We start from the raw sequence: 14,040 nt of genomic DNA, 5'->3' as shown, positions 1-14,040 counted from the left end.
ATAACAGGTCGGGGCGACTCTCGCTCAGCCAGGATTGCAGGAGAAGAAATGTTGCAGCAGTGGAGCACACCGGTGCTGGTAGTCGCTGATGACTTTACCGGTGCCAACGATGCCGGCAGCGGGTTTGCCAGAGCGGGCGCAAGCGTTAACGTCCTGTTTGACGTTGCTACGCAGGCTGCGGGCGAGCAGGCCGACGTCTGGGCGATTAGCACCGACAGCCGGGCTGTCAGTGGCGGGATAGCGGCTGAACGGACCCGGTCTGCGGTAGAGCGCTGGCAGGCTATCGCCCGGGCGGGCTGGATATTCAAGAAAATGGACTCCACGCTGCGCGGTAATCCGGGCGCGGAAATTGAAGCAGCGCTGCTTGCCAGCGGGGCGCCTGCTGCACTGGTGGCGCCCGCTGTACCTAAGCTGGGGCGCACCACGGTAGCCGGTCAATGCTTTATCCATGGCGTGCTGCTGACCGAAACGGAATATGCCAGCGATCCTAAAACCCCGGTCCTTCATGCCAGCGTCAGCAAGCGGCTGGCGGAGCAGAGCGGGCTTGTCAGCGGGCGGATTTCTTTGCAACAGGTTCGCCAGCCCGATCTCTGTCACGCCCTCGCCAGTGCGATAGCGCGTGGCGAACGGTTTATCGTGATCGACGCCGAAAGTGAAGAAGATCTGCAGCGCATCATGGCAGCGGCAGCAGAACTTCCTCAGCGTCCCTTGCTGGCGGGGGCTGCCGGGCTGAGCGATGCCCTGAGTCTTTCTCTGTCGGGCGGAGGGCACGAGGCCCCTGTGGTGATGCCCGCGATCGGGCGCGCGCCCGTGCTGGCTGTTATCGGATCGATGAGTGAGATCTCGCAACGGCAGATAGCCAGCCTTGATGCACATCATCCCTTTACCGTCGTTGATGTTGATATCCGGCAACTTTTTACCGGCTGGCCGGATGCCGGACGCTGGCGACAGAGAGCGTTGAGCGCCCTGCAGCGCGGGGAGCACTGCGTGATCCGCACCTGCCAGCAGTCCGGCCAGCGGCAGGAAATTACCGCACTCTGTGAACGCTATAACCTGAGCCGCCAGCAGCTGGGCGACCAGATTTGCGCCTTTCTTGCGGACTCAACGCGTGAGCTGCTGCAGGCGTTTTCCCCCTCCGCTCTCTATCTCTCAGGCGGTGATGTGGCTATCGCTGTCGCTAAAGGTTTAGGCGCAGAGGGCTTTCAGATTAAAGGGCAGGTGGCTGGCTGCGTGCCGTATGGCCATCTGTTGAAGGTAAGAGACGATCTGCTGGTGCTCACTAAGGCTGGCGGCTTCGGTGATGACACCACTCTGGTGGACGTTTTTCGTTTTATTGAGGAGAAGGCGAGTGAGTAAAATTATTGCGGTTACCCTGGGCGACCCGGCGGGCATTGGCCCGGAAATCATCATCAAATCACTGGCTGAAGGCGAGCTTTCCGGGGCGCCAGCCGTAGTGGTAGGCTGCGCCAGTACGCTGCGCCGCATCATGGCAATGGGCATCACTCCGCAGGCAGAGTTACGCGTGCTGGATAAGATCGGCGACGCCCATTTTGCGCCAGGCATTATCAACGTCATCGACGAGCCGCTGGCCGATCCGGAGGCGCTGAAGCCCGGCGTTGTGCAGAGAGAAGCGGGCGATTTAGCCTACCGCTGCGTAAAACGCGCGACAGAGCTGGCCATGGCGGGGGAGGTTCAGGCGATCGCTACCGCGCCGCTGAACAAAGAAGCGCTGCACTCTGCCGGGCATATCTATCCGGGACACACGGAGCTGCTGGCGCAGCTCACCAACAGCAAAGACTATGCGATGGTGCTCTATACCGACCGTCTCAAGGTCATTCACGTTACTACCCATATTGCGCTGCGTAAGTTCCTGGACACGCTGGGCCGCGAGCGCATTGAAACGGTTATCGGCATGGCAGACACCTTCCTGAGGCGCGTCGGATTTGAAAATCCCCGCATTGCCGTCGCAGGCGTCAACCCGCATGCTGGCGAAAATGGCTTGTTTGGCGACGAGGAGATCAAGATTGTTGCCCCATCGGTGGAAGCGATGAAAGCCAAAGGGCTGAACGTGGCTGGACCCTGCCCACCGGACACGGTTTTCCTGCAGTGTTATGAGGGACAGTATGACATCGTGGTGGCAATGTATCACGACCAGGGGCATATCCCGCTGAAGCTTCTGGGCTTCTATGATGGGGTGAATATCACCGCCGGACTGCCGTTTATCAGGACCTCCGCAGACCACGGAACGGCCTTTGATATTGCCTGGACAGGTAAAGCGAAGTCTGAGAGCATGGCAATTTCCATTCAGCTAGCTATGCAGCTCGCATAAGGACCTATGAAGGGACAAAGTCGCCTCGAACAGATTATGGACTATCTGAAAAGCCATAACCTGGTGACCGTCGAACAGCTGGTGAGCGCGATTGCTGCGTCCCCAGCCACCATCCGGCGGGATTTGATTAAGCTCGATCGCGAAGGGGTGATCAGCCGCACCCATGGCGGTGTTACGCTGAACCGCTTTATCCCTTCACAGCCGACCACGCTGGAAAAAATGCAGCGTAATCTGCCGGAAAAGCAGGCTATTGCGCAGGCCGCCGCCAGCCTGGTCAGCGCGGGCGACGCGGTGCTGCTGGATGCGGGCACCACAATGCTTGAACTGGCGCGCCAGCTGACGCATCTTCCGCTTCGGGTTATCACATCGGACCTGCATATCGCGCTGTTCCTGTCGGCGTTCAGGCAGATCGAAGTCACTATCATCGGTGGACGTATCGATGAATCCAGCCAGTCGTGCATTGGCGATCATGGCCGGCGCCTGCTGAGGAAGCTCAATCCCGATGTGGCTTTTGTCAGCTGTAACACCTGGAGTATGGAGAAGGGAATTACCACGCCAACCGAGGAGAAAGCGGGCCTGAAAGCGGATCTGCTGCTTAACGCCCGCCGCCGGGTATTGCTGGCGGACAGCAGTAAATATGGCGCCTGGTCGCTGTTTTGCGTGGCGCCGCTGCAGGAACTCACGGATATCATCACCGATTCCCAGCTCAGCGAAGAGGCGCGAGAAGCGCTGCGGGATGGCGCATTCCGCCTCACGCTGGCGCAGTAACCAAAACGGGCCGCCCTGAGGCCGCCCGTTTTCTGTCGCTCAAAAAGCGTTACAGCGTTTTTATGCCGATGGCGGGAATATTACGACCGTAGTAAATCTCACGCATCTCTTTCCAGAGTAAATCGGTAATGCGCTTATGCTCCTGGGGGCTCAGCTCTTCCGGTTTGGTATTGAAAAGATAATGTTTAAGGTCGAACTCTTTCAGCAACATCTTGGTGTGGAACATGTTTTCCTGATAGACGTTAACATCCATCATGTCATACATCGACTTCATATCCTCTGACATAAAGTTCTGTATGGAGTTAATCTGATGATCGATGTAATGCTTCACGCCGTTCACATCGCGGGTAAAGCCGCGCACGCGATAGTCGATGGTGACGATATCGGATTCAAGCTGGTGGATCAGGTAATTTAACGCCTTCAGCGGTGATATTACGCCGCAGGTGGAGACTTCGATATCTGCGCGGAAGGTGCACAAACCGCCTTCAGGATGGCTTTCCGGGTAGGTATGGACGCAGATATGGCTCTTATCCAGGTGCGCCACTACGGCGCTCGGCAGCGGGCCGGGATGCTCGGAGTTATCGATATCCTTAGGATCGACCGGCTCTTCGCTGACCAGGATCGTCACGCTTGCGCCCTGGGGTTCATAGTCCTGACGGGCGATATTCAGCACGTTTGCGCCGATTATCGAACAGGTTTCGCTGAGGATCTCCGTCAGGCGGTTAGCATTGTACTGCTCATCAATGTATGCAATGTATCCGTCACGCTCTGCATCGGTATTCGCGTAACAGATATCGTAGATACAAAAACTCAGGCTTTTGGTCAGGTTGTTGAAGCCATGTAGTTTAAGCTTTTGCAATTTCGTTCACCCCCTTAAAATGCCCGGTCAGTCGGCCAGCGCATTCAACAGATATTGTGGCAGGGCAAAGCTGCCAGTATGGATCGCCGGATTGTAGTAGCGGCAGTTCAGGCCCGCGTCAGCAAAGCGCGTCGCCAGCGTCTCCGCATCAATCTGGCGCAGCGCCGGATTATCACTCGCCCAGGCAAAGGTCATGATGCCGCCGTAATAGGTCGGGATCGCGGCCTGATAAAAGCTGACGTCCTTGAAATAGTGGCTCAGCTTACGGTGGCTGTTGATCGCCTCATCCTGCTGCAGGAAGCAAACGCCATTCTGCGCCACAAAGATGCCATTTTCATTAAGGCAGCGACGGCATCCCTCATAAAACTCAGAGGTAAACAGGCTCTCTCCCGGACCGATAGGATCGGTACAGTCGGAGATGATGACATCAAACTTATCGCTGCACTGGTTGACGAAATTTACCCCGTCATCGATCACCAGCGTGAAGCGCGGATCGTCATAGGCACCTGCGCTGTGATTTGGCAGGTATTGCTTACAAAAGGTCACCACGCCAGCATCGATCTCCACCATTGTGATCTGCCCGATGTTTTTGTGGCGGCTCACTTCACGCAGCATGGCACCGTCGCCGCCGCCAATAATCAGCACGCGCTTCGCGTTACCGTGCGCCAGCAGTGGAACGTGCGTCATCATCTCGTGATAAATGAACTCATCACGCTCGGTGGTTTGTACCACGCCGTCCAGCGCCATCACGCGGCCTAAAGCGGCATTTTCAAAGATGATCAGATCCTGATGCCCGGTCTTCTCCCGGTACAGGACATTATCGACAGAGAAATACTGTCCAAACCCGGCATGAAGCGTTTCATGCCACATTTCTTGTTCGGCCATGGTGGGGGCTCTCCTTCCTCATAACAGCCACGAAAAATGGGCGCGACATAATAGCTAACTCTGACCGTGGTTGCACGGTCAAATTATCAGCAGGGGGCGGATCGGGTGGGAGGTTACTTCACGTAGGCGAGCAGACTCAGGGAATCCCGGGCCAGTGACTTACATTTGGTATCGTTAGGCACGGCGATGCCGCTCAAATCGCGATAGCTCTCCTCACCCAGCACTTTCATATCAAAACTGCCGTAGTTGCTCAGATCCCAGCGGTTTTGCTGGGCAAAAAAGATTAGCGCGCGACGGATTTGCCCGTCAGGCAGCTCCTGGTAGCCGCAGTCGTTTTTCAGATAGACAAAAACGGCGGTCAGATCCGCCAGATCTTCCGCTTCAGACTCGCTCAGCGCAAAACTTGTCGATGAGACGCTAAAGAGACTCAGCAACAGCAGAGCCTTGAGGCTTTTCTTCATAACTGTTCTCAACAATTTCCGGTTGCCTGACGTTAGCACAGTTATCGGCCCGCTTCCGACAATTTTGCGGGAAAAAGCGGCCCGCCGCTGCCCGGCCCCTGTGCAATGAAAGCAGAGATGAGGCTTGACCTTCCCGTTAGGGGAAGGGGGATGCTTCCAGCCTGTTGGCCACAGGATGAGGACAGAAACCATGCAACGTCGTGAATTTATTAAGTTGAGTGCCGCCATGGGGGCAGCCAGCGCGTTACCACTCTGGAGCCGTTCGCTGATGGCGGCGCAGCCCCGCGTCAGCCTGCCGCTGCCGAAAACCCTGACGGCGGATGCGCAGGGCGTGATCAATATCACCGCCCAGCAAGGGAAAACAGTCTGGCAGGAGAAGACGGTCTCCACCTGGGGCTATAACGGCGATCTGCTGGGCCCGGCGATTGTGCTCGACAGCGGCACGCCCGTTACCATCAATGTACGGAATACGCTGCCAGAGGCGACCACCGTCCACTGGCATGGACTGGCGCTGGCGGGCGACGTAGATGGCGGCCCGCAGGCGCTGATTGCGCCCGGCGCCACCCGCACCGTCAGCTTCACGCCCAACCAGCCTGCCGCTACCTGCTGGTTCCACCCTCATCAGCATGGGCGAACCGGCTATCAGGTGGCGCAGGGACTGGCCGGTCTGGTACTGGTTCGCGACGTCGCCAGTGAAAAGTTACTGCTGCCCAAACTCTGGGGTGTGGATGATATTCCCGTCATCCTTCAGGACAAAAGGCTCAACGAGGCGGGCGATGAAATCGACTATCAGCTGGACGTGATGAGCGCCGCGGTAGGTTGGTTCGGCAACATCATGCTGACCAACGGCGCTATCTATCCGCATCACGCCGCACCGCGCGGCTGGCTGCGCCTGAGATTACTCAACGGCTGCAATGCGCGTTCGCTCAACCTGAGCGCCAGCGACAACCGCACCTTATATGTTATCGCCAGCGACGGCGGCCTGCTGGCTGAACCTGTCGCCCTGAAGCAGCTACCTATGCTGCCGGGCGAACGTTTTGAAGTGCTGGTGGATACCCGCGATGGCAAAGCCTTCGATCTGCAAACCCTGCCTGTGCAGCAGATGGGCATGACGCTGGTGCCCTTTAACCAGCCGCTACCGCTATTAAGCATCCAGCCTTTACGCATACTCGCCAGCGGCACTCTCCCGGATAAGCTGGTGGATGTGCCTGCGCTCCCTTCACGGGAAAACGTTAACAGCCGCCTGCTGCAACTCACTATGGACCCCGAACTGGACCGCCGTGGGATGCTGGCGCTGATGGAAAGATACGGCCACGCGGCGATGGCGGGCATGAGCGGTGACGGCCACGGAAATGGCGCAGCAGACCATGCCAGCGGTCACCAGGGCCATGGTGGTGCGATGAGCGGGATGGATCACGGCAAGCCCGCCGGGCAAGTGGATTTCCACAACGGGAATAAGATCAACGGCAAGGCTTTTGATATGACGACGCCGTCGTTTAACGTGAAGCGGGGCGAACTGGAGAAATGGACCCTTTCCGGCGAAGGCGATGCCATGCTTCATCCGTTCCATATTCACGGCGCGCAGTTTCGTCTGCTGTCAGAAAACGGCAAACCTCCGGCCCCGCATCGTCGCGGCTGGAAGGATATGGTCAGCGTGGAAGGGGCGCGCAGCGAAGTGCTGATCCGCTTTGATCATACCGCGACAAAAGAGCATGCCTATATGGCGCACTGCCATCTTCTGGAACATGAAGATACGGGGATGATGCTGGGCTTTACTGTGGGTGAGACCGACGAGGCGTAAAACCGGGCGGCTGACCTGCTGCTGTTAAGGACGACATTTTGATGCCAGAGGCGTGAGATTCTGGCATCAAAGTGACTGGCTTAAAAATCGGTAAGTTTGCTTTGAGTGAGCAGTTGCAGTTTCACTTAGGACAACGGAGTATTTTCACTAGCATGAACCTAACATCTTTTATGTGTCAGGTATGAAAAAGCCCGTTAACGCGAGCCTTCATCGCCAGTGTCATTCAGAAGTATTATCGCTGTTTTTCACTCATAATCTCATAACATTGCTGCTGATCTTCGCTGATAGCGGCTTTCTCCTGAGCACTAAGCTTCTGCCAGGTGCTGAGCATCTTTTCACCAAGTTCAGGAATATAGTGAGACTGGCGTAACGCGTAACCAGAGTTTCCATCCTCCACAAGTTTTTCCATGTCACGCAAGAACACCTGCGGATCGCTGTGATCGATGGTGCAGAATACCGAGCGATGGTAGCTTTCTTCTTCTGCGGAGTAGTGCGGCATAAGCCAAAACGCAATAACGCCGGTTAGCGCAAGCAATGGGATGATGAAACGTAACGTCTTTAACATCGGTGAGTTCAGCGAATAAAGTGGAGCGGGTAGTGTACCAGCTACGAAGAACGAATGTAAAAACGAAGGCCGGGGAGAAGCCTCATGTGTAACATGATTTCCCATTACATTCCGTTGCGACATCAATCGCTCCTGAAATGTTAATACTAAAACGGTAAGCTTAAAGCCTTCCCGGAAGCCGAAGCAAAGCTTGCGATAAACACCCTCCTGGCTCGCAATTCATACTTCCTCCCCAACACGCCATCCCCATCCAGCCCCCGACCACGCCTTGCCCCTTGCAGCGAGAAACCTGGACTCACTCCCCCTGAAAAACGCTTTCGCACCCCAGGGCTAAAGCGAGTAAAAAGGACTCATCCCGCGTTTTCGCCATCAATTCCAGGCCGACCGGTAAGCCATTTTCCGCCTGACCGCAGGGCAGCGTGATGGCAGGCAATCCGCTGATCGCTGCCAGCTCAGGAGCGCTACCCGGCGGCATTTTTTCAAGGCTGACCGGCTGGCGGGCGACGGTGGGATAGAGAAAAGCATCAATACGATGGTGCTCTGCGCTGTGGTTCAGATTCAGGCTCAGACGGCGCTGAAAGCGGCGGCTATTCAGCCATTCAGGCGTTTTCAGGCTGCGCCACATAAGCATCTGCTCCAGCAGCGGCAAAAATTCAGGGAGGCAGTCGCCGGAGGCGATAATCGCCTGCAGGCAGGCTGGCCCATTTTGCTGTTGCTTTAGCCAGCCGTTGATCGCCACCTGAAATTCATACAGGCTCAGGCAGTGCTGAGATGCCACCTCCGTCAGAATGGGCAGCTCCACCTCGATTATCGTTGCGCCCGCCATCCGGAGCTTATCCAGCGCCTGATGCCAGACCTTCAGTTGAGCGGGATCTTCACCTGCCAGCGCGCTAATCACCCCCAGGCGGACTGACTTCAGGGAAATGATTTCAGGTTCTGTTGGCTGAGCACCATGGATAATGGCGTGCAGAATCGCCGCATCCCGCACGCTGTGCACCATCGGGCCGACGGTATCTTTGCTGATGGATAAGGGCGCCACGCCCTCAAGCATGCTGCGCCGGAACGCCGGTCGCAATCCCACCAGGCCGGTATAGCTACAGGGTATCCGGATCGAACCACCGGTATCCGTCCCCAGCGCCGCATCGGCCATGCCGGCCGCGACGGCCGCGGCGCAGCCACCGCTTGATCCGCCTGCGGTCACCTTCGGTTGCAGGGGATTAAGCACATCGCCGCCAAGCGAGCTGCGCGAGCGAACGTCAAAAGCAAACTCAGACATATTGGCTCTGGCGAGAATAATCGCCCCTGCTGCTCGCAGGCGCTGAATGACCCGCGCATCAGACGTTGCCTTTAGCGAGGCCAGTCCCTTACAGCCGAGCGTTAGCGGCAGGGAAGCACAGGCGATATTATCTTTTATGATTAACGGGATGCCATGCAGCGGACCCAGAATATTACCGCGCCGCCTGTGCTGCTGATATTGTTCAGCCAGCCTCATCGCGGCGGCATTTACGCCAAGGATTGCATTGAGGTGATGCTGATCGGCAATCGCCTGCAGGCGCCGGGCAATTTCGTCGCGACAATCCAGAGGTGGGATAAGACGCATTGCGCGCATAGAGTGAGTTCCTGGCAAAAATGAGGCAGACAAGGCCTGCCCCGGTTATCAGCTAATCCCGCGTGCCTGCGGTAATGGCGTCGATATCCTGCGGACGAAGGCGGATCTCTGCCGCACGACGGTGTGCCTGCATCCCTTCGGTGCGGCTCTGGCGGATGGCCGGTTCCGCGATAGCCGGGATCCCCTGTTCATCAATCCATTGATGGGTACAGACTTTGACATACGCGCCGACCCAGAGTCCGCCAGTGTAGCGTGCCGCTGCCATGGTCGGCAGCGTATGATTCGTCCCGCAGCATTTATCCGAGAACACCACGCTGGCATTTTGGCCGATAAACAGTGAACCATAGTTGCGGATCTTCGACGCGGTGGCGTGCGGATCGCGGGTATGCACCTGCAAATGTTCAGTGGCGATATAGTCGGCAAAGGCCACCAGCTGCTCTTCCGTTTCGCAGAGTACGATTTCGCCCTGACGACGCCAGGCTTCTCCCGCCGTGGCAGAGGTCGGCAGGTTGCCCAGCTGACGTTCGATTTCAGCGAGCGTACGCTCTGCGATCTCGCTGCTGGTAGTCGCCAGCCCGACCCGGGTATGGATGTCATGCTCCGCCTGCGCCAGCAGATCGGCGGCCAGAATGCGCGGATCGGCGCTCTCATCCGCCACGGTGAAGATCTCGCTTGGCCCGGCAAGCGCATCAATCCCCACTCTACCAAAGACCTGACGCTTCGCCTCGTTTACAAAGGCGTTGCCGGGCCCGACGATTTTATCCACCGCCGGAATGCTCTCCGTGCCCCAGGCCATGGCGGTGATGGCCTGCGCGCCGCCCACTTTAAATATACGATGCGCGCCTGCCAGGTGGCAGATGGCGATCATCGCCGGATGCGCGCCCGGTGGCAGACAGGCGATAATCTGCTCACAGCCCGCCACGGTAGCAGGCACAATCGACATCACCGGCGCGGAAAGAATCGGGTAGCGCCCACCCGGCACGTAGCAGCCTACCGTCTGCACGGGAATGATGCGGTGCCCGAGGTGCACGCCCGGAAGCGTCTCGACTTCCAGAGGCAGCATCGTGGCGAACTGCGCCTGGGCAAAGCGGCGGACCTGGGAAATCGCGAATTCGCTGTCGCGGCGGGTCTGCGGATCCAGACCGGCCAGCGCCTGCTCAATTTCAGCGGTGCTGACTTCAAACTGCTGGGGGACCACCTTATCAAACTGCTGTGAAAAATCCCTCAGCGCCGCGTCGCCTTCCTGTCTGACCCGCGCAATAATGCCGCTGACGGTATCGGTCAGGGAACGGTCGGCTTGTGCATCCTGCCCCTGAGGGCGTTTAATCCAGGTGACCTGGTTAACAATCGTTGCCGCAGACATTATGCTTTCTCCATCTGACCGAGGTTGATTTGCGCCAGCAGCGCCAGGTGATCGTACAGCGTCCACTCATCAATAATTCTGCCGTTCACGATGTGATAATGAGACATCCCCATCACGAACAGTCGCTCGCCGGTCGGTTTGCCCAGCTCGCCATAGCCCAGATGATGGCCTTCCATGATCCAGCGGATCGCCACCTTCACGCCGCCTTCATCGCACGGCGTCGAGCAGATATGCTGCGGCAGCCATGCGCCGTCCGGGATCATGCCGATCAGCGCCAGCGTCTGGTGCGTCACCGACGCCACGCCATACAGCTCTTTCATCAGCGGGCCGTGATACTGCACGTTAGGCGCATAGACCTCTTTAATTTTGCCCAGCATCCGGCGGTTATAAATCTCATGCATCCAGCGCAGGCACTGCTCCTCGGTATCCGTATGGGCGATGGAGATATCGCACGCCATCTCGGGCGGATACTGTCCCAGCATGCGTCCATTCTCACCGATATCGGTGACGCGGAAGCCTTTATCAAATTGCTCTTTCGCCATACCGAAGGCGATCTCACCGGTATTCAGGCCCAGCTGTTTCATCAGGGACATGTTGTCGCTGACCACCCACTCGCGATAAATCTTGTTCTCGTGGATCATGCAGTCGGCCACGGTGCGCGTGACAAAAGTGCGGTTGGTGGGCTGACCAAGATGGCTGAACTGCGTGTGACGTCCGCTGCCGGTCACCAGATGCGAAGTATAAAAACCATCAACGTCATTTCCGTTCCAGATTACCTGTGTCGCCATGCCACGGCGTTCCGGGAAGGCCACCAGCCTTTTCAGCGTGTCCTGCACTACTTCTTCACGGGTATAAAGCGTTCCCAGCGCGTTATAAAGCACGCAGTTATGGGTATAGTGGGTGTAAATTAATCCCACGTCGCGTTCATCCCATATTTTGTGGGTACAGCGGACAATGTAATCAACAATATCCGTATAGCACTCATCAAAACCTCGTAAAGATTGTGCGCGCGGGCGTTTCTCCGGCACTAAATCAATAAAATCGCGGCGTTCAATCTGTAATACCGGATCGTCACGTTGGATTTTATTTTTTTCGGGTGCTGCTGGGGCTTTATTTGTTACTTCAGTTGAAGACATGCGACCTCCCGCATTGATGTACAGAGTATTTTCAGACAATAAGGTCTCCGCCCCTGAGAATAAGGAGAGAGCATTGCCGCAATATAAATTGCGGCGAATAATTAACGTAATATTTACTGATTAACGATTTGCGACCAGATAGCTAATTCATCGATGCCAAGATATTCGCGAATAATTAACCCATCGCGTAATTCAAGCTGACTGATACCAGTAATAGAAATGGGCTTACGCGTTGGGGCGCCAAATTTACCGTAACCGTCATGCCAGGTTAATAGTGACCAGCGCAATGAAATACGCACAGGCTCACTGGCATCCTTTCGCACAATTAAGTGATGAAGCTGGGTTTCGCTGTCGGCAAAGGAGGCGCGGTAGCCAGAGAGCAGGGCGCTGATTTCCGCCTCGCCGGTTCCCACACAGTGGCCGGGTGCATATAAAGTGGCGGCCGGATGGTATAAGCCGGGCACGATACCGCTGTTGCCGCCCGCCCACATCGTCAGGTAGCGTTCAATGATGCCTGAAACCGGGCCATCGACATCATCCCCGTCAGGCCCGCCTGCCCAGCGTGCGTCAAGCACTTCAGCCGGGGCGTTTTCCAGCCCCAGCTGCTCCCGGGCGTTATTCAGGCTGAGGGCAAACTCGCGCACATTGAGGCCTAATTGCGCCAGGATTGCCGCGCGATCCTGCAACAGCCACTCCTGACGTATTGCCCCGTCGGCGCAGATGCGATCGGCCCAGGTACGCACCCAGACGCTCTTGCCGGTCGGCGCACCAAAAAAGCCTTCGCCCTGATGGCGAATAGAGGCCACGGTGCGCTGCGAGACGTAATAGTCGCTGTCCGGGCTTTCTGTGTAGAGAATATCTTCCGTCAGTACGCTGCGCTGCGGAAAGCTGTACATCGCTTCCAGGGTATGACGCATAAACTGCGACAGGTCGGTCAGCTGTTTTTCCGGCGTAATAAACACCACCGGCGTGGCGTAAAAGTCAGCCAGCTGGCCGATATCTTTCTCTTCCCAGACGACGTGGGTCAGCGTGGCAATAAACTGCTGAATAGAATCAAACTGGGGGCTGAAGCCGGGCAATCTACTCATTTGACCTCCTGAGGCTGAAACAGGGATACACCCTCTTGTTCAATGACGCCGCTCTGTGGACGTCGGGCCGAGTGGCGTACCACCAGCATACCCGGCACGGTAATCTGCTCCGGCTCAATAGTGCCGCTTTCAATTTGCTTCATCAGCAGCCCGACCGCCGCTTCCACCATCTCCTGCACCGGCTGTGATACCGAAGTCAGGGCGTAAGAAGGCCAGCCGGAAGGGCCGGTGTCGTCGTAACCAATCACCGAGACATCCTGTGGAATGTGCAGGCCAAACTCGTAGCGGGCAACGTCCATCACCGTTATCGCCATATGATCGTTGGCGACAAAAATGGCATCGGGCACTGGAGGCGTGGAAAAAAGCTGGTAGGCGGCGCGGATAGTCTGCTTCGTATCGTAGTTTCCGTTAACCACCTGCACATCATTGATGCCTTGCTCCTGCAGCGCCGCCAGATAACCGCGCTGGCGAATGATATTCACCGAGGAGTCGGCCACGCCGCCCACGTAGGCGTAGCGCTGGTGTTCACCGGCCATCAGAAACTCGGCGATCTGGCGTGCTGCCGCTTCGTTATTGCTGTTCACGCTCGATGCCATGCCGTTCTCCTGGCTGCGGTTAAACAGCACTACCGGGATCCCCGCCGCCAGGCACTCTTCGGAGAGATCCAGCGACAACGTGACCGATGCCAGAACGATGCCATCGACCCGGTACTGCATGATCTGATCGAAAATCCGATCGACATTCCCCTCGCGGTCACCAACAAACAGCAGCAGGTGATAATTGAGGGTATCCAGCTTCTGCGCCAGCGCTTCCAGCACCTGGGGATAGAACTGATTATCGAAATAGGAGATCACCACGCCGATGATGCGCGAGCGGGCGGTATTCAGCGAGCGGGCAATGGCGTTCGGGCGGTAACCCAGCTCCCGGGCAGCCTTGAGCACTTTCTCACGGGTCGCCGGAGAGATACTGGCGCCGGGCGTAAAGCTCCGTGATACCGCCGACTGCGACACGCCTGCCAGCTGCGCCACCTGTTGTGAGGTGACTGCTGCAAAACTCTTACGTTTCATGATCCCGCTTCCTCCTGCTGGACGCTTCCTGCCGTGATGATGCCGCCGTCAGAAAGAGGGCGTTTTTTATACTTACACCATCTTTGCATGCGTATGCAACCATCAAAAT

Annotated in this window: 13 protein-coding genes; 4 read left to right on the top strand and 9 right to left on the bottom strand. The window is 57.1% G+C overall.

Annotated features, from left to right (window positions below):
- The first annotated feature begins 48 nt into the window (after window positions 1–48).
- Genes EA20_RS0104835 through EA20_RS0104825 form a run of 3 tightly spaced genes read left to right on the top strand, consistent with a single transcriptional unit; the run spans window position 49 to window position 3,097 of the window.
- Window positions 49–1,356, top strand: a complete 1,308-nt coding sequence (locus EA20_RS0104835; protein ID WP_024965759.1) for a four-carbon acid sugar kinase family protein — start codon at window positions 49–51, stop codon at window positions 1,354–1,356.
- Window positions 1,349–2,329, top strand: coding sequence for a D-threonate 4-phosphate dehydrogenase (locus EA20_RS0104830; RefSeq protein ID WP_024965758.1), 981 nt, complete (start codon window positions 1,349–1,351; stop codon window positions 2,327–2,329). The genes EA20_RS0104835 and EA20_RS0104830 overlap by 8 nt, the downstream gene beginning before the upstream one ends.
- A gap of 6 nt (window positions 2,330–2,335) precedes the next feature.
- Complete coding sequence (locus tag EA20_RS0104825; protein WP_024965757.1) at window positions 2,336–3,097, top strand: DeoR/GlpR family DNA-binding transcription regulator; 762 nt, start codon at window positions 2,336–2,338, stop codon at window positions 3,095–3,097.
- A gap of 49 nt (window positions 3,098–3,146) precedes the next feature.
- Here EA20_RS0104825 and speD read toward each other — a convergent pair whose 3' ends face one another.
- The 3 genes from speD to EA20_RS0104810 all read right to left on the bottom strand — a co-directional run bounded on the left by speD (window position 3,147) and on the right by EA20_RS0104810 (window position 5,302).
- On the bottom strand, window positions 3,147–3,956 hold the full coding sequence (gene speD, locus EA20_RS0104820; RefSeq protein ID WP_024965756.1) for an adenosylmethionine decarboxylase: 810 nt from the start codon (window positions 3,954–3,956) through the stop codon (window positions 3,147–3,149).
- A 27-nt stretch (window positions 3,957–3,983) separates the two neighbouring features.
- Window positions 3,984–4,841: a polyamine aminopropyltransferase gene (speE, locus tag EA20_RS0104815; protein ID WP_024965755.1), complete on the bottom strand. Its 858-nt coding sequence runs from the start codon at window positions 4,839–4,841 to the stop codon at window positions 3,984–3,986.
- A gap of 113 nt (window positions 4,842–4,954) precedes the next feature.
- Window positions 4,955–5,302: a YacC family pilotin-like protein gene (locus EA20_RS0104810; protein ID WP_024965754.1), complete on the bottom strand. Its 348-nt coding sequence runs from the start codon at window positions 5,300–5,302 to the stop codon at window positions 4,955–4,957.
- A gap of 190 nt (window positions 5,303–5,492) precedes the next feature.
- Between EA20_RS0104810 and cueO the strand changes: the two genes are divergently transcribed.
- Window positions 5,493–7,103, top strand: a complete 1,611-nt coding sequence (gene cueO, locus EA20_RS0104805) for a multicopper oxidase CueO (protein ID WP_024965753.1) — start codon at window positions 5,493–5,495, stop codon at window positions 7,101–7,103.
- Window positions 7,104–7,335: 232 nt separating this feature from the next.
- Here cueO and EA20_RS0104800 read toward each other — a convergent pair whose 3' ends face one another.
- The 6 genes from EA20_RS0104800 to EA20_RS0104775 form a co-directional block, all read right to left on the bottom strand.
- Window positions 7,336–7,791 carry a hypothetical protein gene (locus tag EA20_RS0104800; protein ID WP_369699776.1) on the bottom strand — a complete coding sequence of 152 codons (456 nt, stop codon included), beginning with the start codon at window positions 7,789–7,791 and terminating at the stop codon, window positions 7,336–7,338.
- Window positions 7,792–7,963: 172 nt separating this feature from the next.
- Entirely contained in the window at window positions 7,964–9,277 is a 1,314-nt protein-coding gene (locus tag EA20_RS0104795) for an amidase (protein WP_038381485.1), read from the bottom strand.
- Window positions 9,278–9,329: 52 nt separating this feature from the next.
- Complete coding sequence (hisD, locus tag EA20_RS0104790; protein WP_051516330.1) at window positions 9,330–10,640, bottom strand: histidinol dehydrogenase; 1,311 nt, start codon at window positions 10,638–10,640, stop codon at window positions 9,330–9,332.
- Window positions 10,640–11,776, bottom strand: a complete 1,137-nt coding sequence (locus tag EA20_RS0104785) for an ester cyclase (protein ID WP_024965749.1) — start codon at window positions 11,774–11,776, stop codon at window positions 10,640–10,642. Before EA20_RS0104785 ends, hisD begins: the two co-directional genes overlap by 1 nt.
- 113 nt (window positions 11,777–11,889) lie before the next feature.
- Window positions 11,890–12,864 (bottom strand): nuclear transport factor 2 family protein, encoded by a 975-nt coding sequence (locus EA20_RS0104780; protein WP_024965748.1) that lies wholly within the window; start codon window positions 12,862–12,864, stop codon window positions 11,890–11,892.
- Window positions 12,861–13,931, bottom strand: a complete 1,071-nt coding sequence (locus EA20_RS0104775) for a LacI family DNA-binding transcriptional regulator (RefSeq protein WP_024965747.1) — start codon at window positions 13,929–13,931, stop codon at window positions 12,861–12,863. The genes EA20_RS0104780 and EA20_RS0104775 overlap by 4 nt, the downstream gene beginning before the upstream one ends.
- Between the last annotated feature and the right edge of the window lie 109 nt (window positions 13,932–14,040).

The organism is Pantoea sp. IMH (assembly GCF_000599885.1).
GTDB lineage: Bacteria > Pseudomonadota > Gammaproteobacteria > Enterobacterales > Enterobacteriaceae > Erwinia.
This window is presented reverse-complemented; position numbering and strand designations above follow the sequence as displayed.

What these genes read in the sequence shown, in the direction of transcription:
- EA20_RS0104835 (WP_024965759.1), top strand. Translation starts at nt 49, where the DNA reads ATGTTGCAGCAGTGGAGCACACCGGTGCTGGTAGTCGCTGATGACTTT.
- EA20_RS0104800 (WP_369699776.1), bottom strand. Translation starts at nt 7,791, where the DNA reads ATGTCGCAACGGAATGTAATGGGAAATCATGTTACACATGAGGCTTCT.
- EA20_RS0104795 (WP_038381485.1), bottom strand. Translation starts at nt 9,277, where the DNA reads ATGCGCGCAATGCGTCTTATCCCACCTCTGGATTGTCGCGACGAAATT.
- EA20_RS0104780 (WP_024965748.1), bottom strand. Translation starts at nt 12,864, where the DNA reads ATGAGTAGATTGCCCGGCTTCAGCCCCCAGTTTGATTCTATTCAGCAG.
- EA20_RS0104775 (WP_024965747.1), bottom strand. Translation starts at nt 13,931, where the DNA reads ATGAAACGTAAGAGTTTTGCAGCAGTCACCTCACAACAGGTGGCGCAG.
- cueO (WP_024965753.1), top strand. Translation starts at nt 5,493, where the DNA reads ATGCAACGTCGTGAATTTATTAAGTTGAGTGCCGCCATGGGGGCAGCC.
- hisD (WP_051516330.1), bottom strand. Translation starts at nt 10,640, where the DNA reads ATGTCTGCGGCAACGATTGTTAACCAGGTCACCTGGATTAAACGCCCT.
- speE (WP_024965755.1), bottom strand. Translation starts at nt 4,841, where the DNA reads ATGGCCGAACAAGAAATGTGGCATGAAACGCTTCATGCCGGGTTTGGA.
- EA20_RS0104785 (WP_024965749.1), bottom strand. Translation starts at nt 11,776, where the DNA reads ATGTCTTCAACTGAAGTAACAAATAAAGCCCCAGCAGCACCCGAAAAA.
- EA20_RS0104810 (WP_024965754.1), bottom strand. Translation starts at nt 5,302, where the DNA reads ATGAAGAAAAGCCTCAAGGCTCTGCTGTTGCTGAGTCTCTTTAGCGTC.
- EA20_RS0104825 (WP_024965757.1), top strand. Translation starts at nt 2,336, where the DNA reads ATGAAGGGACAAAGTCGCCTCGAACAGATTATGGACTATCTGAAAAGC.